Origin of the sequence: Streptomyces coeruleorubidus, from assembly GCF_028885415.1 — a bacterium.
GTDB lineage: Bacteria > Actinomycetota > Actinomycetes > Streptomycetales > Streptomycetaceae > Streptomyces > Streptomyces coeruleorubidus_A.
The window spans coordinates 7,988,848-8,011,573 of record NZ_CP118527.1 but is presented as its reverse complement, the minus strand read 5'-3'; the positions used below and the strand labels follow the sequence as shown (position 1 = coordinate 8,011,573).

Genomic DNA, 22,726 nt, shown 5'->3' with positions numbered 1-22,726 from the left:
GCTACTGGATGCTCCTCAGAGCGTTCTCGAAGATCGCGGCGCCTTCCTCGGCCTCCGCGACGTTGAGGGACAGCGGCGGGGCGACGCGCAGGGCGCTGGTGTTGTGGCCGCCGCCCTTGCCGATCAGCAGGCCGCCCTCGCGGGCCGCCTCCAGGACGGCCGCCGCGGCCTGCGGATCGGCCTCGTCGGTCCCCGGCTTGGTGATCTCGATGCCGATCATCAGCCCGCGGCCGCGCACCTCCCGTACGGCCGGCACCTGAGCGGCGGCGGCCCGCAGCCGCTCGATGAGCATGCCGCCGACCCGCCGGGCGTTGCCCTGGAGGTCGTGTTCCAGCAGGTAGTTGAGGTTGGCGAGGCCCGCCGCCATGGTGATCTGGGTGCCGCCGAAGGTGGAGATGCTGTTGGAGTCGAGGCAGTTCATGATCTCGGAGCGGGCGACGACACCGCCGATGGACATGCCGTTGCCGATGCCCTTGGCGAAGGTCATGATGTCCGGCGGCCCGTTGCGCCCGTGGGCCTGCCAGCCCCAGAAGTGCTCGCCGGTGCGGCCCCAGCCGGTCTGCACCTCGTCGGCGATCCACAGGACGCCGCGCTCGTGAAGCACCTCGCGGAAGGCGGCATACAGACCGTCCGGGGGTGAGGTGAAGCCGCCGACGCCCTGGATGGGTTCGGCGATCAGCGCGGCGGGCGGGCGGGTGTGCCCGAGCAGGTCGACGAGGTCGTCGACGCAGGCGGCGGTGAAGTCGTCGTCGCCGAGATGGGCGTACGGGCCGCGGGTGCGCATGCCGCCGTGGACGTACAGCGTCTGGAGCGGGGACAGCGAGGTCGGGGACCAGCCGCGGTTGCCGGTGATGCCGACCGAGCTGAAGGAGCGGCCGTGGTAGCTGTTGCGCATCGCCAGGATCGTGTTGCTGCGCCGGTACGTCGTGGCGAGCAGCAGGGCGGTGTCGTTGGCCTCGGTCCCGGAGGTGGTGAAGAAGACGCGGGCGTCCGGGATGCCGCTCAACTGGGCGACCCGCTCGGCGAGTTCGACCATCGGCCGGTTGAGGTAGAGGGTCGAGGAGTGGATGATCCGCCCGGCCTGCTCGCTCACCGCCTTGGTCACCTCGGGCAGGGCGTGCGCGGTCATCGTGGTGAGGATGCCGCCGAAGAAGTCGAGGTACCGGTTGCCGTGGGCGTCCCAGACGTGGCGGCCCTCGCCGTGGGTGATCTCCAGGGGCTCCTCGTAGTAGAGGGCGAGCCAGTCGGGGAGCACGGCCCGGTGGCGGCCCAGCAGGTCGTTGGTCACGGCTGCACCAGTCCTTCGTAGGCGTCGGGGCGGCGGTCGCGGTAGAAGGCCCACGTCTGCCGCACTTCTTCGATGAGGTCGAGGTCCAGGTCGCGGATCACGAGCTCCTCCTGGCTGTCGCTGGCGACGTCGCCCACGAACTGCCCGCGGGGGTCGACGAAGTAGCTCGTCCCGTAGAAGTCGTTGTCGCCGTACTCCTCCTGTCCGACGCGGTTGATCGCGGCGATGTAGTACCCGTTGGCGACGGCGGCCGCGGGCTGCTCCAGCCGCCACAGGTGGGACGACAGGCTGCGGTGGGTGGCGGAGGGGTTGTAGACGAGCTGGGCTCCGGACAGGCCGAGTTGCCGCCAGCCCTCCGGGAAGTGGCGGTCGTAGCAGATGTAGACGCCGACCTTGCCGGCCGCCGTGTCGAAGACGGGCCAGCCGAGGTTGCCGGGCTTGAAGTAGAACTTCTCGCGGAAGCCCTTGAGCTGCGGGATGTGGTGCTTGCGGTACTTGCCGAGGTAGGTGCCGTCGGCGTCGATCACGGCCGCGGTGTTGTAGTAGAAGCCGGGCTGCTCCGCCTCGAAGACCGGCGCGACGATCACCATGCCGGTCTCGCGCGCGAGCGCCCGCATGCGCCGCACGGTCGGCCCGTCGGGCACGGGCTCGGCCCAGCGGTAGTGCTCCGGCTCCTCGACCTGACAGAAGTAGGGGCTGTTGAAGACTTCCTGGAAACCGATGATCTTCGCGCCCCGGCGGGCCGCCTCGCGGGCGTGCTCCTCGTGTTTCGCCACCATGGACTCGGTGTCGCCGGTCCAGGCGGCCTGGACCAGGGCGGCACGTACGACGTTGGCCATGAGCTGCTCCTTCGACGCGACGTCAGCGCCTCTACGCCCGTAGAAGCGGGCCGTAGAGCCACGAACGTAAGCCTCCGGCCCGGGCTTGCCAAGACCATCGTCGCCAACCCGCGGTGCCGGGCGCGATTCGCACTCCTGTGGGTGAGTCGCCGGGGGCACGACATGCCCGGTCAGGCAGGGAATCCGGCGACCCGGAGGGCGTGGAGGAGGTCCCAGCGGCGCTCCTCCGACACGCCCTGGGCGGCCTCCAGCAGGAGCGGTACGAGGGTCTGCGGACCGGGCTCGGCGCTGCGGGCCGCCTCCTCGGGGGTGCGGACTCTGACGTACGCGTCGAGCAGCGCGCGCACCTCGCGGTGACGCCCCTCGGCGACGAGTCCGAGGACGGCCTGTCCGACCTCGCCCGGGGGCCGGGCGACCCCCTGCCGCAGGATCTGCTGCCCGTCGGCCACGCGCCCGGCCGCGCCCAGCGCGTCCGCCGCGGCGACCAGCCGCCCGGCGGGCAGCGAGGCGGCCTCCCAGAGCAGGGTCTGCCAGTCCGCGCCCAGTCCGGCCCGCTCCAGCTCGTCCGCGAGCAGCGGAAACCGGGCCGGGGTCCAGGACGTGGCCTCCACCAGCAGGGCATGCGCCTCGCCGCTGCGTCCCTCCTTCCGCAGCCGCGCGAGGGCCTCGACGGCCCGCGCGACATCCCTCCGCTCCGCCGCACCGACGGCCACGCCCCGCGGCTCCGCCGCCCGCTCCTCCCCCATCTCTTCGGCGGCCCCCGCGAACCGCGCACCACGCGGTGTACGGCGGCCGGTCACGGGGGCGGGATCGGGGAGCACCGGCACGGCAGCGGACGGCACGACGACGGGCGCGGCGTCCTCCTCGACCATCCCGGCGAAACGGGCACTGCCGCGGCGGCGCTTGCGTTGCTTGGGGGTGGCGGGCTGGGGGGCTGCGGGCTCGGAGTCGGCCGGTGCCGGGGCCGGCGCGGTGAAGGCGCCGGGCGTGGCGGCGGCTGCGGTTTCCCGGGACGTGCGGTCGGTTCGGGGCGGGGTTTGGAAGGCGCCGGCAGCACCGCCGACTGCGGCTTCCCGGGACACGGCCCCACCGGCCGAATACTCGCGGCCCTGGGCATCAGCCCGACCGCCCGGAGCCGCAAAGGCACCGGGCACGCCACCGCCCGCAGCCTCCGGGGACGTGACCCCGTCCACCTGATACTCACGTCCCTGGGCATCAGCCCGGCCGCCCGGAGCCGCGAAAGCTCCGGGGATGCCGCCGACCGCCCCTTCCCCGGAGGTGGCCCCGCCCGCCTGATACTCGCGGTCCTGGGCACCGGCCCGGCGCTCCGCCTCCGCGCCGGCGTCCGCATGCCGGGGGTCATGACGACCGGCGGCACCCGTCACGGCTGACGTCGGCTCGGCCCGGTGCCAGGGCGTGGCCGGCGTCCCGGGGTCGTACGGGCCGCGAGAGGCCGATCGCATACGGCCCCGGTCCGACACCGGGCCACCACCCGCATGGCCGCGACCGCTGTCCGACAGCGGACCGTCACCCGCATACCCCCGGCCGCCGTCCGACACCGAACCGCCACCCGCATACCCGCGACCGCCGTCCTCCTGACCACCCTCCTCCGCCGCCGCACCGGAACTCGCCCCCGCGTCGGATCCCGGCCGGGAAACCGCGTCCGCCCCTGCGAAGCCCCCGCCGTTCGGCCTGCGCCACGCGCCCGACCAGGTGCCGTCGTCGTCCGGGGACCCACCGCCGCGCGGGCCGCGCCCGCTTGAAGCCGCGTCCTGCGCCGCGCCCGCGCCGCGGGACATACCAACGGCAGCCCCCGCCACACCACCACTCCGACCGTCCCCGGGACCCCACGCTCCGTGGGACACACCCCGCTCGCGGCGGTCCAAGTCGGCCATCCGCGCTCGGAGTTCCGCGCAGCGCGCTGTCGCGCGTTCGTGGTCGTCGTGGGCCCAGGCGAGGTCGAGGCGGAGGGTGTCGGCCTGTTCGCGGGTGGTGGCGGTGGCGAGGAGGCGGGCCAGGTCCGCCTGGCGTTCGGCGGCGTATTTCTGTTCGCGGAGCATGACGTCGAGCCGGTCCCCGAGGGCGTCGCGGCCGCCGGGCCGGGCGTCGTACGCGGCGGTCGCGACGGCATGCAGGGACCGGGCGCGTTCCGTCTCCGGACCCGCGCCCCCCGGGCCGTACTGCCCGGCGAGGTCCTGCAACAGCGCCTCGACCACGTCCCAGGGCGGCATCTCACGCCCGTCGAGACAGGCCCGCATGCCCTCGGGGTCACGCTGCCAGAACACCGCGCACCAGCCGCCGGACGGGTCCAGGCGTGCCAGCAGACCGTCCAGGTAATGCGCGAACTCCCGTACTTCATCCGGGAGCCGATCCGCCGCCATCGCTCAACTCCCGCCCGACCGGAGCACTCCGCCCAGTAGGCAACACCAGCCGTGTTACGGCAGTGCTACAAGCAGTTTTCACACGGGGCGCAGGAACCTCAGCGCCGCGCCGTCAGACCGGCACCAGCACGCACTGTCCGGCCAGCTCGTCCATCGACAGCCCGAGCGTGCCCGCCAGTGCGGCCACGGTGAAGAAGGCCGGGGTCGGAGCCCGCCCGGTCTCGATCTTCCGGAGCGTCTCCGGGGAGATGCCCGCGCTCGCGGCGACCTCCGTCATGCTCCGGTCGCCACGCGCCGCACGCAGGAGCCGGCCGAGCCGCTCGCCGCGTTCGCGCTCTTCGGGGGTGAGAGGGGTGCGCACCATCCCCCCATTCTAATACCGGTATAGTAATTGGCATGGTTGAGCTGAAGACCGATGCATCGATCGACGCCATGTACGAGGCGGGCCAGGTCGTCGCCCGCGCCCTGACGGCCGCCCAGAAGGCCGCCGACGTGGGCGTCTCCCTGCTGGAACTGGACGAGGTGGCGCACGACGTGCTGCGCGAGGCGGGAGCGACCTCGCCCTTCCTCGGCTACCGGCCGTCCTTCGCACCCACCCCCTTCCCCGCCGTCCTCTGCGTCTCGGTCAACGACGCGATCGTGCACGGCGTCCCGGACCGCTACCGGCTGCGCGACGGCGACCTGGTCTCCATCGACTTCGGCGCCGAACTGGGCGGGTGGGTCGGCGACTCGGCGCTCAGCTTCGTCGTGGGCACCCCGCGCCGGGCCGACCTGCGCCTGATCGAGACCGCCGAGCGGGCTCTCGCGGTCGGCACCGAGGCCGCCGTCGTCGGCAACCGCATCGGCGACATCGCCCACGCGATCGGCACCGTCTGCCGCGCGGCGGGCTACGGCATCCCGGACGGCTTCGGCGGCCACGGCATCGGCCGCCGTATGCACGAGGACCCGTCGGTGCCGAACGAGGGCCGCCCGGGGCGCGGCATGCGGCTGCGGCACGGCATGGTGCTGGCGATCGAGCCCATGGTCATCGCAGGCGGCACGGACGGCTTCCACGCGGCTCTCGACGGCTGGACGCTGAAGACGGACGACGGCTCCCGCGCGGCCCACGCGGAGCACACGGTGGCGATCGCGGAGTCGGGACCGAGGATCCTGACCGCGCGCTGAAGAACGCCGGGATCACCCGGGTATGCCCCGAAGGTGCCCCTTGTCCACGATCGTGCGAAGGTGTTCTACGAGCGCGCCCCAGGTGTAACGGGCTGCCACCCGGGTTACCCGACCCCGGCACGTCGACCAGCGAGGGCGTCCCCCGCCCGCGCGCCGGGGACGCCGGGAACGGAAGGCCCATGAGCAGCGGCTTCACCAGCCCGGAGGGCTACGGCTCGGATCCCTTCGGAGAATTCCTCGCACGCTTCTTCGGCGGACCGCGTCCGGGTCCCCGGCAGATCGACATCGGCCGACTGCTCAGCCAGCCGGCCCGGGAGCTCGTCCGCGGCGCCGCGCAGTACGCCGCGGAGCACGGCAGCCGGGACCTCGACACGGAACACCTGCTGCGGGCGGCGCTGGCCACCGAGCCCACCCGGACCCTGCTCAGCAAGGCCGGCGCGAACCCCGACTCGCTGGCATCGCAGATCGACGAGCGGTCGGGCCCGGCCCAGCACACCCCGGACGACACACCGCCGCCGACCGCCCTCTCCCTCACTCCGGCCGCCAAGCGCGCCCTGCTGGACGCGCACGACATGGCCCGGGCCCGCGGCTACGGCTACATCGGGCCGGAGCACGTGCTCAGCGCCCTGGCCTCGAACCCGGACTCGGCCGCCGGGCACATCCTGAACGCGGCCCGCTTCGCCCCCGCCGGCCCGCCCGAGGCGCCGGAGCCCCCGCAGGCCGAGCGCCCGCGCCCGACGAACACGCCGACCCTGGACAAGTACGGCCGTGACCTCACCGAACTGGCCCGGCAGGGCCGTATCGACCCGGTGATCGGCCGGGACCAGGAGATCGAGCAGACCGTCGAGGTGCTCTCCCGCCGCGGCAAGAACAACCCGGTGCTGATCGGTGACGCGGGCGTCGGCAAGACCGCCATCGTGGAGGGGCTGGCGCAACGCATCTCCGAGGGGGACGTGCCCGACGTGCTGACCGGGCGGCGCGTGGTCGCCCTGGACCTGACGGGCGTGGTCGCGGGCACCCGCTACCGGGGTGACTTCGAGGAGCGGATGAACAACATCGTCGGCGAGATCCGCGCCCACTCCGAGCAGTTGATCATCTTCATCGACGAGCTGCACACGGTCGTGGGCGCCGGTGCCGGTGGCGGTGACGGCAGCTCGATGGACGCGGGCAACATCCTCAAGCCGGCCCTCGCCCGCGGCGAGCTGCACATCGTGGGCGCCACCACGCTGGAGGAGTACCGCCGGATCGAGAAGGACGCGGCGCTGGCCCGCCGGTTCCAGCCGATCATGGTGCCGGAGCCGACCGCGGCGGACGCGATCGAGATCCTGCGCGGCCTCCAGGACCGCTACGAGGCCCACCACCAGGTCCGCTACACCGACGAGGCGCTGGTCGCCGCCGTGGAGCTGTCCGACCGCTACCTCACCGACCGCCGGCTGCCCGACAAGGCGATCGACCTGATCGACCAGGCCGGTGCCCGGGTCCGGCTGCGCGCCCGCACCAAGGGCACCGACGTACGGACCATGGAGCGGGAGCTGGAGCAGCTGACCCGGGACAAGGACCAGGCGGTCGCGGACGAGCAGTACGAGCAGGCCACCCAGTTGCGCGACCGGATCGTGGACCTGAAGCTGCGGATCACCCAGGCGGGCGGCGACCACGAGATCGACGAGGGCCAGGATCTGGTCGTCGAGGCCGAGGCGATCGCCGAGGTGGTGTCCCGGCAGACCGGCATCCCGGTCAGCAGCCTCACCCAGGAGGAGAAGGACCGCCTGCTGCACCTGGAGGAGCATCTGCACGAGCGGGTGGTCGGCCAGGACGAGGCCGTGCGGGTCGTCTCGGACGCCGTGCTGCGCTCCCGCGCCGGGCTGGCCAGCCCCGACCGTCCGATCGGCAGCTTCCTGTTCCTCGGCCCGACCGGCGTCGGCAAGACCGAACTGGCCCGGGCGCTCGCCGAGGCCCTGTTCGGCAGCGAGGACCGCATGGTCCGCCTCGACATGAGCGAGTACCAGGAACGGCACACCGTCAGCCGCCTGGTCGGCGCCCCGCCCGGCTACGTCGGCCACGAGGAGGCCGGCCAGCTCACCGAGGTCGTCCGCCGGCACCCGTACTCGCTGCTCCTGCTGGACGAAGTGGAGAAAGCCCACCCGGACGTCTTCAACATCCTGCTCCAGGTCCTCGACGACGGCCGCCTCACCGACTCCCAGGGCCGCACGGTCGACTTCACCAACACGGTCATCGTGATGACCAGCAACCTCGGCTCCGAGGCCATCACCCGCCGCGGCGCCTCCGTGGGCTTCGCGTCGGGCGGCGCCGACGCGGACGAGGAGGCCCGGCGCGAACAGATCCTGCGCCCCCTGCGCGAGCACTTCCGCCCCGAGTTCCTCAACCGCATCGACGAGATCGTCGTCTTCCGCCAGCTCAGCACGGAACAGCTGCGCCGCATCACCAACCTCCTGCTGGACCGCACCAGGTCCCTTGTGCAGAGCAAGGGCATCTCGGTGACCTTCACCGACCGAGCCGTGGAATGGCTGGCCGAACACGGCTACCAGCCGGAGTACGGCGCCCGCCCGCTGCGCCGCACGATCCAGCGCGAGGTGGACAACGAGCTGTCACGACTGTTGTTGGACGGCAGGGTCGCGGAGGGCGGCCAGGTGACGGTGGACGTGGAGGACGGCCACTTGGCGTTTCAGACTCGAGAGACGGCAACGCCTTCGTCCTAGGGGCGCGGGGCTGTGACGATATGCGGCTCCGCCGCGTGGGCGCGACCAGCCCCCACGCCCCGTCAGACGGCACTCAACGCACAGGCCGCACCACCATCGCCGACCCCCCGCCCCGCCGCACGGTCTCAGCCGCCGCAAGCCACTTCCCACCCGGCAACCGCTGCACCCCCGTGGCCGCACCGATCTCGGGGTTCGACTTGAAGGAGTGCCCGATGGCCTCCAGCTGCTTCCTCAACCCGGCGTTGTCGTACAGCCCCGGTTCCAGCTCGGTCTGCGCAGCATTGCGCTGACTGGCCCGGGGCGCCGCGATCGCGTCGACCAACGGCAGCCCCCGGTCGAGGAACCCGGTAAGCGTCTGCAGAACCGTCGTGATGATCGTCGCCCCACCCGGCGACCCAAGCGCCACCACGGGCCTGTCATGCCGGTCGAGCACGATCGTCGGCGACATCGACGACCGCGGCCGCTTCCCCGGCCCCGGCAGGTTCGGGTCGTGCACCGCGGGGTTCGCCGGAGTGAAGGAGAAGTCCGTCAACTCGTTGTTGAGGATGAACCCCCGCCCCGGCACGGTGATCCCGCTGCCGCCCGTCTGCTCGATGGTGAGGGTGTAAGAGACGACGTTCCCCCACTTGTCGGCCACGGTCAGATGCGTGGTGCTGTCACCTTCGTAGGTGGTGGGAGCGGCCGTGCCACCGGAGCCGCACGCCTTCGGATCGCGCGGATCACCCGGCGCCACAGGGCTCTTGAGCACCGCGTCGTCCTTGATCAGACACGCGCGCGAGTCGGCGAAACGCTGCGACAGCAGTTCCTTCGTCGGTACGTCCTCGAAGGCCGGGTCGCCCACCCAGCGGCCCCGGTCCGCGAAGGCGATCCGGCTGGCTTCGATGTAGCGGTGCAGATACTGCGCCTGGCTCGCCTTCGACAGGTCGGTCCGCTCCAGGATGTTGAGCGCCTCACCGACCGTCGTACCGCCGGAGGAGGACGGCGCCATGGAGTAGACGCCGAGGCCGCGGTACGAGGACCTGGTGGGTGCCTGGAGCTTGGCACGGTAGGCGGCCAGGTCCCTCTCGGACAGGTCGCCGGGGCGGGCGTTCCAGCCGGAGGCCGGGTCCACGGGCGGCTTGTTGACCGTGTCGACGACGTCCCGGCCGATGTCACCGCGGTAGAGCGCGCCGACGCCCTTGCGGGCCAGCTCCGCGTAGGTGCGGGCGAGGTCGGGGTTCTTGAAGGTGGAGCCGACGACGGGGAGCCGTCCGCCGGGCAGGAACAGCTCGGCGGTGTCCGGGAAGTAGCGGAAGCGGGTCTCGTTGGACGCCGTCTGCGAGCGGAAGGTCTCGTCGACCGTGAAGCCGTCACGGGCGAGCCGCTCGGCCGGCTTCAGGACGCTCGCGAGCCGCTCGCTACCCCACCGGTCGAGCGCCGTCTGCCAGGTGGCGGGCGTGCCCGGCGTGCCGACGCTCAGGCCGCTGCTGACGGCCTGGGCGAAGGGGACGGGCTTGCCGTTCTCGACGAACAGGTTCTTGTCGGCGGTCAGCGGGGCGGTCTCGCGGCCGTCGATGGTGTGGACCGTGCGGGACTTGGCGTTGTAGTAGACGAAGTAGCCGCCTCCGCCGACGCCGGCCGAGTAGGGCTCGGTGACGCCGAGCGCGGCGGCTGTGGCGACGGCCGCGTCGACGGCGTTGCCGCCCTTGCGCAGGACCTCGATCCCGGCGGCGGAGGCGTCCGGGTCGACGCTGGAGACGGCGCCGCCGTAGCCGACGGCCAGGGGGGTCTTCTCACCGCCGGTGCTCTGCGCGGCGGGCGGCGCCGCCGCTCCCACCGACACCACCACGGCGGCCGAGACCGCCAGGACCGTCAGATTCCGTGCGACAGGGCGACGCATCCGCACCTCCAGTGAAAGGCCGTCCGCGCAGCTTAATTCATCGCCATGGCCGCGTCAGGAACGCGTCGAACACCGGTGCGTCGGGCCCGCTACCATGCGCGCCCATGAATGACGACGTGCGCAACATCGTCCTGGGCGTGGTCGCGGCGGGTATCAGCGCCGCGCTGGGCTGGATCGCCCGTACGTACCTGTGGAAGCGGAAACTCCGGCGCAAGCAGGCCTTTTTGGGGCTGCCCGAGAACTCCGAGTCACTGCTCGTCGTCAACCGCGATCCGGCCGCCACGGAACCGGCGGTGCACCGCTTCGACGTGTTCGCGCTCCTGGAGCTCTCCGCACTGATCAAGGACTGTGGGGCGCACGTCCACGTGGTCACCCAGGACACGGCCCATCAGGGCTTCGGCGAGCGCACGGAGTTCTGCGTCGGCGGCCCGGGGTCGAATCGGCGCATGATGGCCCACATGGCGGCCATGCTGCCCGGCGTGCGCGTCAACATCGACCCCGAACCGGGCCCGGACCGGGGCGCCTTCCAGATCGGCGGCGAGCGCTACCGCATGGACCCGGGCATCACGGAGTACGTCCTGCTGGCCCGGCTCACCGCCGGCGACCGCCGCGAGACGCGTCCCGTGTTCCTCTTCTGCGGCCAGCGCGCCATCACCAACCAGGCGGCCACCCGCTACCTCGCACGCAACCACGAGCGGCTGGCCCGCAAGTACGGCAACAACTCGTTCGTGCTGCTGCTGAAGGTGATCAACTCGCAGGCGTACGGGCCGGACGTCGTCGAGATGGTGGAGGACGTGACGCGCGCGGCACAGACCCCGCTGCCCGCCACTGCGACTCCACGGGGCAGCCACCGGGCCTCCTGAAGTCCTCCACTCCTCAACAATCGTTACTGGCACGTAACTTACCGACGGGTTACCAGCGGTAAGGGGGTGAGGTTACCTTCTGGTCACTTTGCACTTACACGAGTGAGGAGTGACCCGTGGGACACCACCGCAAGGCCCTGCGCACCACCGCCGTAGGCGCCGTCTCGGCGACCCTGGTCGCCGGCACAGCCCTCGGACTCGCCCCCACCGTCCAGGCGGCGCCGAACCCGATCCGGTTCGTCGACATCACCGGCGACGGCGGCACCGTCCTCAAGGCCAATGTCGTCACCCCGGCCGGCGCCGACGGCACGCACCGCTACCCGCTGCTCGTCATGCCCACGAGCTGGGGTCTGCCCCAGGTCGAGTATCTGGCCCAGGCCCAGAAGCTCGCCGACTCCGGGTACGTCGTCGTCACCTACAACGTGCGCGGCTTCTGGCAGTCGGGCGGCGAGATAGAAGTCGCGGGCCCGCCCGACATCGCCGACGCCTCGAAGGTCATCGACTGGGCGCTCGCCAACACCCCCTCGGACGCCGGGCACATCGGCATGGCGGGCGTCTCCTACGGCGCCGGCATCAGCCTGCTCACCGCCGCGCACGACAAACGGGTCCGCGCGGTCGCCTCGCTGAGCGGCTGGGCCGACCTGATCGGCTCGATCTACTCCGGGCGCACCCAGCACGTCCAGGCCGCCGCCCTGCTGGACGGCGCGAGCCTGGTCACGGGCCGGCAGAGCGCCGAACTCCGGCAGGTCTTCGACGACTTCTACGCCTCCAACCTGGCGAAGGAGCCGGAGCTCATCGCCTGGGGGAAGAAACGTTCCGCTGCGACCTATGTCGACCAGATCAACAAGAACGGCGCGGCGATCATGCTCGCCAACGCCTGGGGCGACACGGTCTTCCCGCCCAATCAGTACGCCGACTTCTACGAGAAGCTGACCGGCCCGAAGCGGCTGGAGATGCGCCCCGGAGACCACGCCACCGCCGAGCTGACCGGCCTGTTCGGGCTGCCCAACGACGTGTGGAAGGACACCGAGCGCTGGTTCGACCACTACCTGCGGGGCGAGGACAACGGCATCGACCGCGAACAGCCCGTCCAGCTCAAGTCCCGCTCCGCGGGCGGCTACGAGGGCTACCCGGACTGGAAGTCGGTCGGCGCGACGAAGCGGAAGATCGACCTCGCGGGCACGACCACGATCCGTACGAACGTGAACTCGGGCGCCGACGGCGGAGTCGTCTTCCTGTCCAGCATCCTCGACCAGGTGGCCCAGCTGCCCCCGACGGCCTCGATCCCCCTGCTCCCCCGCCGCTGGGCCGCCGTGTGGCAGTCGGAGAAGTACGCCACGGCCCAACAGGTGCGCGGGACGGCGAAGTTGCACACGACCCTCACCCCGACCAAGGAGAGCGGCACCCTCGTCGCCTACCTGTACGACGTGGGGCCGCTCGGCCTCGGCAAGCTGGTCGCCGGCGCGCCGTACACCTTCCACGGGCGCACCCCCAAAAAGCCGTTCGGCGTCGACCTGGAGCTGTACTCCACGGCCTACGACGTCCCGGCCGGGCATCGCCTCGCCCTGGTCGTCGACACGGTCGACCCGCTCTACATCGAGCACAACCCGTCCGGCGCGCAGCTGACCTTCTCCTCGCCGGCGAACGACCCGTCGTACGTGTCGGTTCCGCTGCGCGAGCAGTGATCTCCGGCTGCCGCCGGACGGGCCTGGCCGATGTGAACCGCCGCCCCCGTGGCCGATGGGGCCGTGGGGGCCGCACCCGGCGGGAGTGGCCCGCGGACCGGGCGGGCGGTCTGCTCATCCCGGACGGGATCGGCGGAATTCGGCGAAGTCCCCCTCTCCGACAGGGATGAAGGGCACATCGTAGTCGAGGTCCGATGCGATGAGCCGTCCGGTGCCCGCCCGTTCAGTGCTTGAGGATCTTGGAGAGGAAGTCCTTGGCGCGGTCGCTGGTGGGATTGGTGAAGAACTCGTCGGGGGTGCGGTCCTCGACGATCCGGCCGTCGTCCATGAAGACGACGCGGTTGGCGGCCGAGCGGGCGAAGCCCATCTCGTGCGTGACGACGATCATGGTCATGCCGTCGCGGGCCAGTTGCTTCATGACCTCCAGCACCTCGTTGATCATCTCCGGGTCGAGGGCCGAGGTCGGCTCGTCGAAGAGCATCGCCTTGGGCTCCATGGCCAGGGCGCGGGCGATGGCCACGCGCTGCTGCTGGCCGCCGGAGAGCTGCGCCGGGTACTTGTCCGCCTGATCGGCGACGCCGACCCGGTCGAGCAGTTCACGGGAGCGCTTGTCGGCATCCTCCTTCTTGCGCCCGCGCACCTTGACCTGCCCCAGGGAGAGGTTCTGCAGGACGGTCTTGTGCGCGAAGAGATTGAACGCCTGGAAGACCATCCCGACGTCGGCGCGCAGCCGGGCGAGGGGCTTGCCCTCCTCCGGCAGCGGCTGCCCGTCGAGGATGATCTGTCCGGACTCGATGGTCTCCAGGCGGTTGATCGCCCGGCACAGGGTGGACTTGCCCGACCCGGACGGGCCGATGACCACGACCACCTCCCCCCGGCCGACGGTGAGGTTGATGTCCCGCAGGACGTGCAGCTCCCCGAAGTGCTTGTTGACGTCACGCAGCTCGATCAGCGGATCGACGGCCATGCTCAGCCCTACTCACTCTCAGCTGTGTGGTGGTTGCCGCAACGTATCCAGGCAAGATCGGACTTGTCGGGCGACACGCACTTTTCGATCATTAGCCGTATTTACGGCGAAATTTGGGCCAAAGGTTGTGGCCATGGGGCTCACGACTCCGCGACTTCCGCGTACAGCTGCGACAGCTCGGGCACTCCGTTCGCGGCCCACTCGTGACCGGAGTCCACGACATCGAACTCCCGGCCGGAGGCGAGCCGCACGACGGGCTGCCCGTCGGACCGGATCTCCCAGGCCGCTCCCGGTACGGTACGCACGATGACGGTGCCCAGGTAGAGCCCGGCGTCGTTGCCGAGCCAGGTCAGGGTCTCCTCGTCGTCCCGCCACCGTGGCACGAGCTGGTCCAGCGCCTCCAGCGAGGCCGCCGAGTCGTCCAGCCGGACACCCGCCCGGGACGCCTGGGAGCGCAGCAGTTCACACTCGGCGAGGAGTTCCGCGATGCCTGCCGGATCGGGAACCCCGAGCTTCCGGCGCCGGTTGCCCAGGAAAGGGATGTTCATACGTCCAGCGTGTCATTCGTACCGCCGTACGCACCACAGGCGCGCAGGCTCGCCGATTCCTGACAAGTTCACGTCGAGTTCGCGCACGGCTCGTTGACGGACCCCTGCTGTCTCCCTAGTTTCACCGTGCGTCGTGCGCCTCGGCTTTCGCCGTGTCTTCTGTTCCATTCCTGCGTTTCGTCTTGTTGCGTCGTTTCGTCGATGAACGGGAGGAGTCGGCCGTGCGCCGATGTGTCCGGGGGATCCTGGTCGTCCTGGCCCTGTGCGGGTCCCTGTTGCCGGCGGTGTCGGCGCACGCCGTCGAGGAGCGGCGGGCCGCGCCGGTGCCGCTTGAGCGGCTGTTCGACAACATCGCCGTCAGCGACGACGACCGGCCCGCGCAGTCCGACTTCGACGGTGCCGGCGCCTCCCTGTCGGCGCGGGATCTCACAGCCGCGGGCTGGACGCCCGGCCGCAAGCTCACCGTTCAGGGGGCCCGGCTGACCTGGCCGCGGCGGCAGCCCGGCGAGCCGGACAACGTCCGCGCCGCCGGCCAGGACGTACGGGTCACGGGGCGCGGCGACGCCCTCGCCTTCCTGGTAGCGGGCACCGCCGGCACCGAGGTGGGCGGCCCGGGCGTGATCACGTACGCGAACGGCACCCGCTCCGGGTACCGGCTGACCGCGCCCGACTGGCGCACCGGGCCGATCGCCACGAAGGCGGTGGCCCTGCCGCACATCAACACGCCCGGCGGGCAACTCGCCGAGCGGGCCCGCCTGTACGTCGTGACGGTGCCGCTGGCGCCGGGGCGCCAGGTCGCCTCGGTCCGGCTGCCGCACGCGGCCGGGCTGCACGTCTTCGCGGTGTCGGTACGGACCGCGACGCAGGGCTGGACGGGCAGCTGGGCGACGTCGACCTCCGGCTACACCGCCGTGGGGCCCTGGACGGACCGGACACTGCGGCTCGTGGTGCACACCTCGGCCGGCGGCCCCCGGGTGCGGGTGCGGTTCGACAACACCTTCGCGGCGGCGCCGGTACGGATCGGCGGCGCCACGGTCGCCGTGCAGGCGTCGGGCGCGGCGGCGCGCGGTACGCCGGTGCCGCTGTCCTTCGGCGGTGCGGAAAGCGTGGAGATCCCGGCCGGGGCCCAGGCGTACAGCGATCCGCTGGGCTTCGCCGTCCCGGCGGACACGAACCTGCTGGTCAGCTTCCATCTGCCCGGCACGGTGGCGGCGGCGCCCGTGCACCGGCTCGCGCAGCAGCGGTCGTACGTCAGCGGGCCGGGCGACCACGCGGCGGACGGCTCCGCGGAGGCGTACACCTCGGTGATCACCAGCTGGCCGCTGCTCGCCGGGGTCGACGTGAGCGGCGGCCCCGGGTCGGTCGTGCTGCTCGGGGACTCCATCACCGACGGCGACAAGTCCACGGTGGACGCGAACCGGCGGTGGCCGGACGTGCTGGCCGGCCGGCTGCTGAAGCAGACCACGGTCCCGCGCTACGGCGTACTGAACCAGGGCATCTCGGGCAACCGCGTGGTCACCGACCGGTATCCCGGCGACGGGGTGTCCACGGACGCGGCCGGGGTGAGCGCCCTGCACCGGTTCGACCGGGACGTCCTCGCCCAGCCGTCGGCCCGGACGGCGGTCGTCTTCGAAGGCGTCAACGACATGCGCTGGGGCACCTCGGCGGAGCAGGTGATCGCGGGGCTGCGGGAGCTGGCGGCACGCGGGCACGCCCGGGGCGTCAGGATGCTCGCGGCGACGATCCTGCCGTGCGAGGGCGAGGCGCGCTGCACGGCCGCCGTCGACGCCGAGCGGGTCGCGGTGAACGAGTGGATCCGGGACGGCCAGGTCTTCGACGGCGTGCTCGACTTCGACGCGGTGGTCCGGGATCCGCAGCGGCCGTCCCGGATCCTGCCCGCCTACGACAGCGGGGACCATCTGCATCCGGGCGATGCCGGGCTGGCGGCACTGGCGGACTCGGTCGACCTGCTGCTGCTCCGGTCCTAGCTAGACGTCGAGGTCCACCACGACCGGCGCGTGGTCCGACGCGCCCTTGCCCTTGCGCTCCTCGCGGTCCACGTACGCGTCCTTGACCGCCTTCGTGAACGGCTGGTTGGCGTACACCAGGTCGATGCGCATGCCGCGGTTCTTGGGGAAGCAGAGCTGGCGGTAGTCCCAGTACGTGAACGGGTGCTCGTACTTGAGGGGCCGCGGGACCACGTCGGACAGGCCCGCCTCGCGCAGGGAGGCCAGGGCGGCGCGCTCGGCCGGGGTGACGTGGGTGGAGCCCTCGAAGGCGGCGCGGTCGTAGACGTCGTCGTCCGTCGGCGCCACGTTGTAGTCGCCCAGCACCGCGAAGGGGCGGCTGCCGGACGCGTCACCGGCGACGGCGGCCTTGAGCGCCTCGATCCACTGGAGCTTGTAGGCGTAGTGGGGGTGGTCCACCTCACGGCCGTTCGGCACGTAGACCGACCAGACGCGGAGCGGGCCGCATGTCGCCGAGATGGCGCGGGATTCCACCGAGCCGTCGAAGCCGGGATCGCCGGGCAGGCCCTTGACGACGTCCTCGATGCCGACGCGGGACAGCACCGCCACGCCGTTCCACCGGCCGGTCGCGTGGACCGCCGCCTCATAGCCCAGCTCGCGCAGTTGCTCCGTCGGGAACTGGTCCTCGGCGACCTTGGCCTCCTGGAGGCACAGCACGTCCGTGCCGCTGCTCTCCAGCCAGGCCAGGAGCCTCGGCAGGCGGGCGGTGATCGAGTTCACGTTCCAGGTCGCGATGCGCATGTCCCACAACCTACCCGGCGGGTCTGACAACGCGGCCCGGTCCCCCGGAGCCTCAGACCTCGGCGGAGTCGCCCGGCGTCAGCCGCAGGTGCTCCGAGCCGCCGAGCTGCCCGATCTGGCGGTCGTAGATCGGCCGGGCCAGGTCGGTGAGCAGGGCGTCGTGGATGTCGTAGGCGCGCTGCGGCTTGACCTCCCGGACGTAGTCGATGACCTCCGAGATCTTGCTCCAGGGGGCCATCACCGGGAGCATCAGCGTCTCGACCCGGTGGCCGGGGACGGTGAGGGCGTCGCCGGGGTGGAAGACCTTGCCGCCGTCGACGAGGTAGCCGACGTTGGTGATCCGCGGGATGTCCGGGTGGATCACCGCGTGGAGTTCGCCGTGGACCTGGACGTCGAAACCGGCGGCGGTGAAGGTGTCGCCGTGGCCGACGGTGTGCACGCGGCCCGGGAAGGCGGACGAGATCTTCTCCGCGACCGACTTCAGGGTCCAGATCTCGGCGGCCGGGTTGTTCTCCATCGCGGCACGCAGCCGGAACTCGTCGAAGTGGTCGGGGTGCTCGTGGGTGACGAGGATCGCGTCCGCGCCGAGCGCGGCGTCCTCCTCGCTGAACCCGCCGGGGTCGAGGACGAGGGTGCGGCCGTCCTTTTCCAGGCGGACGCAGGCGTGCGACTTCTTCGTGAGCTTCATGATTCCATCCTGCCTCCGCGCTCCCCCGCGGGCTCACTCCTGGGGCGTGGTCTCCTCGCGGATGACCTGCTGGGCGACCTTGAAAGCGCTGTTCGCCGCCGGTACGCCGCAGTAGACGGCCGCCTGGAGCAGCACCTCCTTGATCTCTCCCGGGGTGAGACCGTTGCGCAGGGCGGCCTTGGTGTGGAACGCCAGCTCGTCCAGGTGACCGCCGGCGACCAGTGCCGTGAGGGTGACGCAGCTGCGGGTGCGCCGGTCCAGGCCGGGGCGGTCCCAGATCTCGCCCCAGGCGTAGCGGGTGATGAACTCCTGGAAGTCCCCGGAGAACTCGCCGGCCTGTGCCAGCGCCCGGTCGACGTGTGCGTCGCCCAGCACCTCGCGGCGGACCTTGAGCCCGGCGTCGTAGGGGTCGGGCCGCCCCTGGGGCTGCGGCGGGACGACCGGGGCGATCTCGGCGACGGGCCCGGTCTGGAGGGGCTGCGCGGGGGCGGCGGACAGGACCGGCTTGACGGCGGCCGCGGGCAGGGCGGTCTGGCCGGTGGAGGTCTCGAAGGCGGGCTGCCAGGCGGTGGAGAAGTGCCGCACCAGCAGGTCGGTGACGGCCGCGGGCTGCTCCACGGGCACCAGGTGGGAGGCGCCGGGGACGACGGCGAGGCGGGCGTCCGGGATGCCGGCGACCAGGGTGCGGGCCTCGGCGGGGCCGGTGACCTGGTCGTCCGAACCGACCAGGACCAGCGTCGGCACGCCGACCCGCCCGAGCTCAGCCCGGACGTCGAACGAGGCGAGCGCCTCGCAGGCGGCGATGTAGCAGCCCGGGTCGGTGGTGCGCACCATCTGCACGGCCCACTCGGTGATCGCGGGCTGCGCGGCGGCGAACCCGCCGGTGAACCAGCGCTCGGGCGCGGTACGGGCGATGGGGTCGAGGCCGTTCGTGCGGACGATCACGCCTCTCTGCCGGAACTCGTCGGCCGTGCCGAAGCGCGGGGAGGCGGCGATCAGCGCGAGGGAGGCGAGCCGCTCGGGGTGGCGCAGGGCCAGCTCGATGCCGACCGCGCCGCCGAGCGCGCAGCCCGCGTAGCCGAAGCGCTGCACGCCGAGCCCTTCCAGGGTGGTCAGCAGCCGTGTGGTGAGGTCGGTGACCGAGCCCACCGGGTACGCGGGCGCGCCGCCGTGTCCCGGCAGGTCGAACCGGAAGACGCGCCACTGCTTGATCAGCTCGGGGATCTGGCGGTCCCACATGTGCCATGTGGTACCCAGGGACGGACCCAGGATCAGGACCGGAGCCTCTTCTGGCCCGTCAAAGCGGTATTGCAAGGTGTTCGGTGGTGTCTCGCTCACCCGTCAGACCCTCTCATCTCTCACGGGATCTCACATGGCCGGTCCCAACCTAACGGGTACCGTTCCGCGCGCTACGACAGGCCCGGCACTGCCGGAAATCTCGGAGGTCCAGGTACGTCGAGAAGAGCCTGCGCATGGAGGGCTTCCTGGTTCGCAACCACCGTGACGTGCAGGAGGTACGAGTTCGTCGTGCCACACCTGCAGAGTGGACGCGTCACGCTCGATGAGACCGTGATCGACGGCTTCGGCAGCATCGCGGACGGGTTCTGGGGATGCTGCGGGGCGAGAACCTGGGCAAGATCATTGTGCGGGCGACCGGGGCGGACGTCTGACTGACGGGGCGTGCCCTGCACCAGATGACGGGGGGCAGCGGACCCGTTCTAGATGTGCAAGGCGTCTATGCAGCGTGCGGGCAGCGCCTGACTCCTGAGTCACCGCCTTCGCCGTCGCCTCAGCCACGGCGGTGGCGGGCCGGATCGACATCATCCCGCTGGACGGTCCCACCGACCCTGATCGGCCAGGTGACTGCGGATTCTCAGCGCGAGAGCATGCCACTTCCGCAGGATGGTCATGTTCACGCCGAAGAACGGACGCTGACCGATCAACTGGTCGGGTTCGCTGCGGAGGCGCGGTTCGGGGCATTGACCTCGCCCAGCGACACTGGCGGCACCGCCGACAAATCGTGCTCCAACTGTGCCAGCAGGTACAGGAGGCACTGCGTACCTTGAAGCGGGCGCAGACTCTTTCCCGGCTGCCCAAGGGACTGCGGGAGTGGTCCGAACAGGAGTTTCTACGGATCCGCTTCACCGAAGTCTCCGAACAGGTACTGGAGGACCGGCTCGGCACCATCGTGGACGAGACCGCCGAAGCGGTGATCCGCGGAAAGGAGATCAAGCGAGACGGCCTGACACTGCTCCTGCGCGGCGTGACCGAAGCAGTGGCGCCGAAGGGGTTCCGGGTGCGGATTTCTCAAACCGGACGCCGTTCTGCGGACGGAGCGGGTGCCGGTCTCAGCCATGAAGGACGTGTTCTCCGGTGGCCAGGTGCCGACCGCGGCCATCGTCCGGACTCGGATACGCCGTACCTCCTGACCATCTATGACCTGCATCGCAGCCTGGGAGGGCTGCGCGATCGAGGGCTGATGATTCTGCAAACCGGGTCGGCGAGAGTCGATGAAATCAGCGGCGCGGTCATCGGCGACCTGCTCGTCGCCTACCCGCAGGACCGGGCCGGCGCCTTCGCGTTGGCGGAACGGTCGGCGGTACAGTCGCCCGACGCCGTTCAGCGGGCACTGGCGAAGCGGCATGCCGCGACCTTCTCCAGCTTCGACATGGAGGAGCTCCGGGGATCCCGGCTGCTCCCCACCCTGGCGAACGGCTCGCCGGCCTTCGGCCAGTACCGGCCCAGCGCCACCGGAACAGGATTCGAGCCCTGGGCCCTGCAGGTCGTCGACATCTCCGGGGACCGGATCACCGACATCCATGCCTTCCGGGACACCGAGCGACTGTTCCCGCCTTTCAACCTGCCCCACACATCGGCGAGCAGGAGGTGTGACGCAGCACACCTTCTTCGACCGATGATTCCGTTCGCGCCCCTCGGTCTTACCAGCAACGACACCGAAGCAACAACGGACAGACGGGATGACTGACATGACCGCCACCGCGAAGGGCCCTGCCAGCTACTTTCCTTCCATCGAGAAGAAGTACGGTCGCCCGATTGCGGAGTGGAAGGACCTCATCCACTCCTCGCCTCTGACCAAGCACATGGAGCTCGTGAACTGGCTCAAGGCCGAGCACGGCCTCGGCCACGGTCACGCCAACGCCCTCGTCGCGCACACCCTAGCCGAGCAGTCCGGCAACTGAACTGCCACGCATGGGATCGCGTCGGCCCAGGTGTCCGCGCTCGGCTCCGTGTCCGGTGTGGGGCGGCAGACCAGGACCGCTGCCCCAGCGGCCCGGAGCAGCCGTCAGCGGACGGTCGTCAGCGGACGGCCGTCCCTGTGGGCCGCTGGACCGCCGCCCGGGTCGGTGTCACGCCATGACGGACCGCTCCTGTCTGCGATACGCGCCCGGCGCCGTTCCGTACAGCCGCTTGAACGCTGCCGCGAACGCGAACTCGGAGGTGTAGCCGACCCGTTGCGCGATGGCACCCAGGGGTTCTTCGGAGTCGCGCAGCCGCTGTGCCGCCATGTTCATCCGGAGCCAGGTGAGGTAGCTGAGGGGCGGCTGGCCGACGAGTTCGGTGAACCGCCGGGCGAACGCCGAACGGGACAGGCCGGCTTCCTCGCCCAGGCCCTCCACGGTCCACTTCCCGCCGGGGTCATTGTGGATACGGCACAGAACCCTGCTGATCGCCACGTCGTTCAGCGCCGGGCCCCAGCCACGGCCGACTCCGTGCTCCTGGTACCACACCCGCAGGGTGTACAGCAGGAGCGTGTCCAGCAGCGAGGAGATCACCGAGTCCGCGCCCATCCCGGCGCCCTCCGACTCCTCCCGCAGCAGCTCGAGAACGACCCGCAGCGGCGGCTCCCGCCTGAGCTGGGCCTGCACGTGGACGACGTCGGGCAGGCCGTTGACCACCGGGTGGCACCAGCTCTGGTCGAGTGGGAACACGCCGCTGAGCAGCACCGTGGGGGCCGCCGGCCCGCCCGGCTCGGCAGACCCCAGGGTCACCGTCCGCGCATTCTCGCCGAACTCCTCGTCCAGGGCGGGATCCGAGTCCTGAAGCGGGGCGGCGCAGCTGTCGGCGATCCCATGGCCGTGCCCGTTGGGAAGGAGCACCACATCCCCCACCCCGAGCCCGATGGGATCGCCGGCGGGGGGAACCAGCCGGCAGGAGCCCCGTAAGAGGACGTGGAACGCCGTGCCGGGCACGGGTCGGAGGCGTCGCCTCCACGGGTGGTGTCCCTCGACTCTGACAAAACGCGGCCGGCCGGTGCGCATCGCGTCTGTCACCTGACTGAGTACGTCCATCGCGTCAGGTTATGTGACTGGTCAGGTCAGCCGAACGGCTGTCAGACGCCAGATCGGGCGCGTCACCCTGCCCGCTCCGTCGAAGGTGAGCGCCCGGGTGTCCAGGTGGGGGAACTGCTCGCCTTCTGCCTGCTTCTCGACGTACTCCCTGGTGAACGCCGTGACGTAGGTGTCGCGGTGCAGCTCGTCGAGGCACCATGCCCCGGTGAAGGTGGTGCGCAGCTCAGCCTCACTGATGCGATGCGGGTCCGGGAAGTCGTCCTCGGCCTCGTCGGAGAAACACAGCAGGTGCAGGCGTGCTCCCGGCAGGCACACCTTCGGCAGCGCTGCCGCGTACTGTGCGCGCTGCCGCCGTGCGAGTGAGTGGTACAAACCGCTGTCCAGCACCGTGGTGAATTTCTGCGCCAGGTTGTCCAGCCGCGTTGCGTCGGCTTGCACGAACTCCACTTCGGCACCGAGCGCGTCGGCCCGCTGTTCGGCTTGGCGCAGGGCCGTGGCCGCGTAGTCGAAACCGGTGACCCGATCTTGACCATGCAGTGGTCCGCTCCGTGCCCGCGCAGCTTCCCCACGTCACGGGCGTCAGCCAGTCAAAGACCGGCGATTTATGCGCAAAAAGAGGACTTACAGGC

19 protein-coding genes and 1 pseudogene are annotated in these 22,726 nt (G+C 71.2%); 8 read left to right on the top strand and 12 right to left on the bottom strand.

Features of this window, described 5'->3' with window-relative positions; all coding sequences use genetic code 11:
• Position 1: 1 nt before the first annotated feature.
• The 4 genes from PV963_RS37015 to PV963_RS37000 all read right to left on the bottom strand — a co-directional run bounded on the left by PV963_RS37015 (position 2) and on the right by PV963_RS37000 (position 4,872).
• Positions 2 to 1,288, bottom strand: a complete 1,287-nt coding sequence (locus PV963_RS37015) for an aspartate aminotransferase family protein (RefSeq protein ID WP_274820821.1) — start codon at positions 1,286 to 1,288, stop codon at positions 2 to 4.
• Positions 1,285 to 2,127 carry a nitrilase-related carbon-nitrogen hydrolase gene (locus PV963_RS37010; protein WP_274820820.1) on the bottom strand — a complete coding sequence of 281 codons (843 nt, stop codon included), beginning with the start codon at positions 2,125 to 2,127 and terminating at the stop codon, positions 1,285 to 1,287. Before PV963_RS37010 ends, PV963_RS37015 begins: the two co-directional genes overlap by 4 nt.
• Positions 2,128 to 2,297: 170 nt before the next feature.
• Complete coding sequence (locus PV963_RS37005; protein ID WP_274820819.1) at positions 2,298 to 4,508, bottom strand: hypothetical protein; 2,211 nt, start codon at positions 4,506 to 4,508, stop codon at positions 2,298 to 2,300.
• A 112-nt stretch (positions 4,509 to 4,620) separates the two neighbouring features.
• Positions 4,621 to 4,872 (bottom strand): helix-turn-helix domain-containing protein, encoded by a 252-nt coding sequence (locus PV963_RS37000; protein WP_059422976.1) that lies wholly within the window; start codon positions 4,870 to 4,872, stop codon positions 4,621 to 4,623.
• Between the two features lie 32 nt (positions 4,873 to 4,904).
• Here PV963_RS37000 and map point away from each other — a divergent pair, with 32 nt between their 5' ends.
• Together map and PV963_RS36990 are read left to right on the top strand one after the other, a co-directional pair.
• On the top strand, positions 4,905 to 5,672 hold the full coding sequence (gene map / locus PV963_RS36995; RefSeq protein WP_274820818.1) for a type I methionyl aminopeptidase: 768 nt from the start codon (positions 4,905 to 4,907) through the stop codon (positions 5,670 to 5,672).
• Positions 5,673 to 5,851: 179 nt separating this feature from the next.
• Complete coding sequence (locus PV963_RS36990) at positions 5,852 to 8,389, top strand: ATP-dependent Clp protease ATP-binding subunit (protein WP_274820817.1); 2,538 nt, start codon at positions 5,852 to 5,854, stop codon at positions 8,387 to 8,389.
• Between the two features lie 73 nt (positions 8,390 to 8,462).
• Here PV963_RS36990 and ggt read toward each other — a convergent pair whose 3' ends face one another.
• Positions 8,463 to 10,268 carry a gamma-glutamyltransferase gene (gene ggt, locus PV963_RS36985; protein ID WP_274820816.1) on the bottom strand — a complete coding sequence of 602 codons (1,806 nt, stop codon included), beginning with the start codon at positions 10,266 to 10,268 and terminating at the stop codon, positions 8,463 to 8,465.
• 104 nt (positions 10,269 to 10,372) lie between these two features.
• Between ggt and PV963_RS36980 the strand changes: the two genes are divergently transcribed.
• Together PV963_RS36980 and PV963_RS36975 are read left to right on the top strand one after the other, a co-directional pair.
• Complete coding sequence (locus PV963_RS36980; protein ID WP_274820815.1) at positions 10,373 to 11,131, top strand: hypothetical protein; 759 nt, start codon at positions 10,373 to 10,375, stop codon at positions 11,129 to 11,131.
• Positions 11,132 to 11,247: 116 nt separating this feature from the next.
• Positions 11,248 to 12,816, top strand: coding sequence for a CocE/NonD family hydrolase (locus tag PV963_RS36975; RefSeq protein WP_274820814.1), 1,569 nt, complete (start codon positions 11,248 to 11,250; stop codon positions 12,814 to 12,816).
• Between the two features lie 223 nt (positions 12,817 to 13,039).
• Here PV963_RS36975 and PV963_RS36970 read toward each other — a convergent pair whose 3' ends face one another.
• Complete coding sequence (locus PV963_RS36970; protein WP_274820813.1) at positions 13,040 to 13,783, bottom strand: amino acid ABC transporter ATP-binding protein; 744 nt, start codon at positions 13,781 to 13,783, stop codon at positions 13,040 to 13,042.
• A gap of 140 nt (positions 13,784 to 13,923) precedes the next feature.
• The gene (locus PV963_RS36965) at positions 13,924 to 14,331 is read right to left on the bottom strand and encodes a DUF6278 family protein (protein ID WP_274820812.1); all 408 of its coding nucleotides are present in this window, start codon (positions 14,329 to 14,331) and stop codon (positions 13,924 to 13,926) included.
• A 221-nt stretch (positions 14,332 to 14,552) separates the two neighbouring features.
• Here PV963_RS36965 and PV963_RS36960 point away from each other — a divergent pair, with 221 nt between their 5' ends.
• The gene (locus PV963_RS36960) at positions 14,553 to 16,319 is read left to right on the top strand and encodes an SGNH/GDSL hydrolase family protein (RefSeq protein ID WP_274820811.1); all 1,767 of its coding nucleotides are present in this window, start codon (positions 14,553 to 14,555) and stop codon (positions 16,317 to 16,319) included.
• Here the strand turns inward: PV963_RS36960 and PV963_RS36955 are convergent, their stop codons facing one another.
• The 3 genes from PV963_RS36955 to pcaC are packed head-to-tail and all read right to left on the bottom strand — an operon-like array spanning position 16,320 to position 19,125.
• On the bottom strand, positions 16,320 to 17,099 hold the full coding sequence (locus PV963_RS36955) for an exodeoxyribonuclease III (RefSeq protein WP_274820810.1): 780 nt from the start codon (positions 17,097 to 17,099) through the stop codon (positions 16,320 to 16,322). It lies immediately after the preceding gene.
• A 52-nt stretch (positions 17,100 to 17,151) separates the two neighbouring features.
• Positions 17,152 to 17,787, bottom strand: a complete 636-nt coding sequence (locus PV963_RS36950; protein ID WP_274820809.1) for an MBL fold metallo-hydrolase — start codon at positions 17,785 to 17,787, stop codon at positions 17,152 to 17,154.
• 33 nt (positions 17,788 to 17,820) lie between these two features.
• Positions 17,821 to 19,125 (bottom strand): 4-carboxymuconolactone decarboxylase, encoded by a 1,305-nt coding sequence (gene pcaC, locus PV963_RS36945; protein WP_274820808.1) that lies wholly within the window; start codon positions 19,123 to 19,125, stop codon positions 17,821 to 17,823.
• Between the two features lie 116 nt (positions 19,126 to 19,241).
• Here pcaC and PV963_RS36940 point away from each other — a divergent pair.
• The 3 genes and pseudogenes from PV963_RS36940 to PV963_RS36930 all read left to right on the top strand — a co-directional run.
• Positions 19,242 to 19,457 (top strand): annotated as a pseudogene (locus tag PV963_RS36940) (NADP-dependent oxidoreductase); the annotation flags it as partial.
• 392 nt (positions 19,458 to 19,849) lie between these two features.
• Positions 19,850 to 20,773, top strand: coding sequence for a hypothetical protein (locus PV963_RS36935; protein ID WP_274820807.1), 924 nt, complete (start codon positions 19,850 to 19,852; stop codon positions 20,771 to 20,773).
• 1 nt (position 20,774) lies between these two features.
• Positions 20,775 to 20,987, top strand: coding sequence for a DUF4287 domain-containing protein (locus PV963_RS36930; RefSeq protein ID WP_274822228.1), 213 nt, complete (start codon positions 20,775 to 20,777; stop codon positions 20,985 to 20,987).
• Between the two features lie 168 nt (positions 20,988 to 21,155).
• Here the strand turns inward: PV963_RS36930 and PV963_RS36925 are convergent, their stop codons facing one another.
• Together PV963_RS36925 and PV963_RS36920 are read right to left on the bottom strand one after the other, a co-directional pair.
• On the bottom strand, positions 21,156 to 22,097 hold the full coding sequence (locus PV963_RS36925) for an AraC family transcriptional regulator (RefSeq protein ID WP_274820806.1): 942 nt from the start codon (positions 22,095 to 22,097) through the stop codon (positions 21,156 to 21,158).
• Positions 22,098 to 22,118: 21 nt separating this feature from the next.
• Entirely contained in the window at positions 22,119 to 22,634 is a 516-nt protein-coding gene (locus PV963_RS36920; protein ID WP_274822226.1) for a class I SAM-dependent methyltransferase, read from the bottom strand.
• Between the last annotated feature and the right edge of the window lie 92 nt (positions 22,635 to 22,726).

Coding starts and splice junctions, on each gene's coding strand:
- PV963_RS37005 (WP_274820819.1), bottom strand. CDS start 4,508: ATGGCGGCGGATCGGCTCCCGGATGAAGTACGGGAGTTCGCGCATTAC.
- PV963_RS36955 (WP_274820810.1), bottom strand. CDS start 17,099: ATGCGCATCGCGACCTGGAACGTGAACTCGATCACCGCCCGCCTGCCG.
- PV963_RS36925 (WP_274820806.1), bottom strand. CDS start 22,097: ATGGACGTACTCAGTCAGGTGACAGACGCGATGCGCACCGGCCGGCCG.
- PV963_RS37000 (WP_059422976.1), bottom strand. CDS start 4,872: ATGGTGCGCACCCCTCTCACCCCCGAAGAGCGCGAACGCGGCGAGCGG.
- PV963_RS36980 (WP_274820815.1), top strand. CDS start 10,373: ATGAATGACGACGTGCGCAACATCGTCCTGGGCGTGGTCGCGGCGGGT.
- PV963_RS36970 (WP_274820813.1), bottom strand. CDS start 13,783: ATGGCCGTCGATCCGCTGATCGAGCTGCGTGACGTCAACAAGCACTTC.
- map (WP_274820818.1), top strand. CDS start 4,905: ATGGTTGAGCTGAAGACCGATGCATCGATCGACGCCATGTACGAGGCG.
- PV963_RS36990 (WP_274820817.1), top strand. CDS start 5,852: ATGAGCAGCGGCTTCACCAGCCCGGAGGGCTACGGCTCGGATCCCTTC.
- PV963_RS36930 (WP_274822228.1), top strand. CDS start 20,775: ATGACCGCCACCGCGAAGGGCCCTGCCAGCTACTTTCCTTCCATCGAG.
- PV963_RS36950 (WP_274820809.1), bottom strand. CDS start 17,787: ATGAAGCTCACGAAGAAGTCGCACGCCTGCGTCCGCCTGGAAAAGGAC.
- PV963_RS36965 (WP_274820812.1), bottom strand. CDS start 14,331: ATGAACATCCCTTTCCTGGGCAACCGGCGCCGGAAGCTCGGGGTTCCC.
- ggt (WP_274820816.1), bottom strand. CDS start 10,268: ATGCGTCGCCCTGTCGCACGGAATCTGACGGTCCTGGCGGTCTCGGCC.
- PV963_RS37010 (WP_274820820.1), bottom strand. CDS start 2,127: ATGGCCAACGTCGTACGTGCCGCCCTGGTCCAGGCCGCCTGGACCGGC.